Source organism: Polaromonas sp. P3_C2 (assembly GCF_056402675.1).
This window is the reverse complement of the sequence record NZ_JBFUGX010000473.1, coordinates 1-3246: the sequence shown is the minus strand read 5'-3', so window position 1 is coordinate 3246 and position 3246 is coordinate 1. Positions and strand designations below refer to the sequence as shown.

The 3246-nt window shown below is 62.7% G+C and carries 3 protein-coding genes and 1 pseudogene; 2 read left to right on the top strand and 2 right to left on the bottom strand.

Annotated features, from left to right (window positions below; all coding sequences use genetic code 11):
• Positions 1-362: pseudogene (locus tag AC1DWI_RS17375) on the top strand (RNA pyrophosphohydrolase); the annotation flags it as partial.
• The gene (locus AC1DWI_RS17370) at positions 359-868 is read left to right on the top strand and encodes a CNP1-like family protein (RefSeq protein WP_477669839.1); all 510 of its coding nucleotides are present in this window, start codon (positions 359-361) and stop codon (positions 866-868) included. The pseudogene AC1DWI_RS17375 and the gene AC1DWI_RS17370, both read left to right, overlap by 4 nt.
• Positions 869-913: 45 nt before the next feature.
• Here the strand turns inward: AC1DWI_RS17370 and proB are convergent, their stop codons facing one another.
• Positions 914-2050 (bottom strand): glutamate 5-kinase, encoded by a 1137-nt coding sequence (proB, locus tag AC1DWI_RS17365; RefSeq protein WP_477669838.1) that lies wholly within the window; start codon positions 2048-2050, stop codon positions 914-916.
• Between the two features lie 106 nt (positions 2051-2156).
• Positions 2157-3233, bottom strand: coding sequence for an Obg family GTPase CgtA (gene cgtA, locus AC1DWI_RS17360; protein ID WP_477649123.1), 1077 nt, complete (start codon positions 3231-3233; stop codon positions 2157-2159).
• Positions 3234-3246: the final 13 nt, after the last annotated feature.

The following is a 3246-nucleotide window of genomic DNA, read 5'->3' as shown; positions in this document are numbered from 1 at the left end:
CCACAGACCATCCGGAGTTCGATGCCTGGCGCTGGAACGACTACTGGGTGCCGCTGGACGTGGTGGTTGAGTTCAAGCGCGGCGTGTACGAAATGGCCCTGACCGAGCTGTCGCGGTTCGTTCCGCGCACGGACGCGCGTTTCGAGCAGCGCCCCGACCACCGCAACCGTTATTTGCGCGGGGGCTTGCATCAGCGTGACCACGCGGGCCAGGCCGGCGAGGGCGGTTTTCCGCCCGCTGGCGAGCCCTTTCATGCACCACTGACACGGCTGGGGGCGTCGTTTGAATTGCCGCCCGGCGCCACTTTTGAACCCGATCCGCAGACCAGCCTGGATGCGAACAGCCAACCAACCAAACCATGAATCTCAAACCCGCCCTTGTGGCCGCCACGCTTTTGCTGGGGATCAGCTGTACATCATGGGCCGTGGCCCCGGCGGATGATCCCGAAGAGTGGAAAGAAGACAGCGTTTCGGCGCCGCCGGCCTTCGACCTCACCAAACTCGTCACGTTTGAGGTGTCGCCCAATTCCCAGCTGGTGTACGGCGTGGACCCTGCGACCATCCAGATTTCGAACAAGGACAGCGTCGTGCGCTACGTGATCGTGGCCTCGAATGCCAGCGGCGCACGCAATGTGATGTACGAAGGCATACGCTGCAGCACCGGCGAATTCAAGACCTATGCCCGCTATTCAGACGGCAAATGGACCAACGTCAGCAATCCGGAGTGGAAGTCGGTGTTCGGCAATATGCCGTCCAAGCATGCTTTCCGTTTGGCCAGGGCCGGCGCCTGCGACAGCGCGGCACCTGTGCAAACAGTGGACCTGATGGTGTCGCGGCTGAAGAACCCGAATTTCAGGACCCGGGAATAGGCGAGGGCTCGCGGCTGCGACGCCGCAGCGTGGCGCCCGGCAAACCTAGCGGCTCAATACCAGGTTGGTGCGGTGAACCATTTCGGGTTCGCCCGTGTAGCCCAGCAGTTTTTCGAACTCTGACGATGCCTTGCGGCAGATCATGCGGGCTTCGGCGCTTGAGTAATTGGCCAGGCCGCGCGCGATCTCGGCGCCTCCGGGATCCCTGATGGCGATGACATCGCCGCGTGAAAACTCCCCCTGAACGGCCGTCATGCCGATGGGCAGCAGGCTTTTTCCCTCATCGCGCACCTTGCCCACGGCGCCTGCGTCCACGGTGACTGAGCCCCGCATTTGCAGGTGATCGGCCATCCATTGCTTGCGGGCCTGCATCTTCTGGGTTTGCGCCACCAGCAGCGTGCCGATGGGCTCGCCCCGGGTGAGCCGGACCAGCGCTTGCGGCTCGCGGCCCCAGGCGATAACTGTCGATGCGCCTGAGCCCGCGGCGCGTTTGGCGGCCAGGATCTTGGTGATCATGCCGCCCTTGCCAATGCTGGAACCTGCGCCTCCCGCCATGGTCTCCAGCGCTGCGTCGCCGGCCTTGGCCTCATGCACAAACTGTGCGGCCGGGTCCTTGCGCGGATCAGCGGTGTAGAGGCCGCGCTGGTCGGTGAGGATGACCAGCGCATCGGCTTCCACCAGGTTGGCGACCAGTGCGCCCAGCGTGTCGTTGTCGCCAAACTTGATCTCGTCATTGACGACGGTGTCGTTTTCGTTGATGACGGGTACTACGCCAAGCTGCAACAGCGCCAGCAGGGTGGAGCGTGCATTGAGGTAGCGTTCGCGGTCGGCCAGGTCGGCGTGCGTCAGCAGGACCTGGGCGCTGCCGATGCCGTTTTCGCGCAGCTTGGTTTCATAAACCTGGACCAGACCCATCTGGCCCACGGCGGCGGCCGCCTGCAGCTCATGGATGGCCTTGGGCCGGGTCGCCCAGCCCAGGCGTTTCATGCCCTCGGCAATGGCGCCGCTGCTGACCATGATGACCTCCCGGCCGTCCTTCACGAGGGCTGCCAGCTGCTCGCACCACTGGCCGATGGCCACGGAATCCAGCCCGCGCCCTTCGTTGGTGACCAGGCTGGAGCCCACCTTCACCACGATGCGTTTGGCGTTGCGCAGGACCAAGGAGCCGGTTTGTTCTTGCATTTAAGTGTATTTTAGGGCTCTAGCCCAATCAGGGCGGGCGCAAGCAGCTATCGTTTATATAGCAAATGCCGGCGGCGTTTGCCCGAAAATCAGCGGGGAAAGGCCGTTACGGGGATTCCGGCGGCAGTTCGGCAAATCGCGGATCAACCTCTTCCACCGGCTGCTCGCTTTTCTGGACGCTCTTCACATGCTGGTAAATGGTTTTGACCAGCTGCTCGCAACCCTCGCGCGTCAAGGCCGAGATTTCGAAGACGGGGCCCTTGAACTTGAAGCGTTTGACGAAGTCCTTCACGAGCGCGGCACGTTTGTCCTTGTCCACCATGTCGAGCTTGTTGAGGACGAGCCAGCGTGGTTTGTCGTAAAGGGCTTCGTCGTATTTCTTGAGTTCGCCCACAATCGCCTTGGCTTGCGCCACCGGGTCCACGCCTTCATCGAAAGGCGCCATGTCGACAATATGCAACAGCAGGCGGGTGCGCTGCAGATGCCGGAGGAACAGGTGGCCCAGGCCGGCGCCTTCCGAAGCACCCTCGATCAGGCCGGGAAGATCTGCCACCACGAAGCTTTGTTCCGGGCCCACGCGTACCACGCCGAGGTTGGGATGCAGGGTGGTGAAAGGGTAGTCTGCAATGCGCGGGCGCGCGTTCGACACGGCCGAAATGAAGGTGGACTTGCCGGCATTGGGCATGCCCAGCAAGCCGACGTCGGCCAGTACCTTGAGTTCGAGCTTGAGGCTTTTTCGCTCGCCGGGCCAGCCGGGTGTCTTGCTGCGTGGCGCGCGGTTGGTCGAGCTTTTGAAGCGCAGGTTGCCGAAGCCGCCGTCGCCGCCCTTGGCGATCAGCACCTGTTCACCGGGAACCAGCAATTCGTAAAGTACTTCCCCGGTTTCGCCGTCGGTCAGGATGGTTCCTACCGGCATCTTCAGGATGATGTCGTCGCCCTTGGCGCCGAACATGTCGGAACCCATGCCATGCTGGCCGTTACGGGCCTCGTGGCGGCGTGAAAACCGGAAGTCCACCAGCGTGTTCAGGTTGATGTCGGCCACCGCGTACACATGACCGCCGCGTCCGCCGTCGCCACCGTTTGGGCCGCCGAACTCCTTGTACTTTTCGTGGCTGAAGGAGACGCAGCCACTCCCGCCATCGCCTGCGGCAATGTCAATAAAGGCTTCGTCAACAAATTTCATGATGGAGTGCTGC

Excerpts from the sequence above, each read along its gene's own strand:
- AC1DWI_RS17370 (WP_477669839.1), top strand. The coding sequence starts at position 359 with ATGAATCTCAAACCCGCCCTTGTGGCCGCCACGCTTTTGCTGGGGATC.
- proB (WP_477669838.1), bottom strand. The coding sequence starts at position 2,050 with ATGCAAGAACAAACCGGCTCCTTGGTCCTGCGCAACGCCAAACGCATC.
- cgtA (WP_477649123.1), bottom strand. The coding sequence starts at position 3,233 with ATGAAATTTGTTGACGAAGCCTTTATTGACATTGCCGCAGGCGATGGC.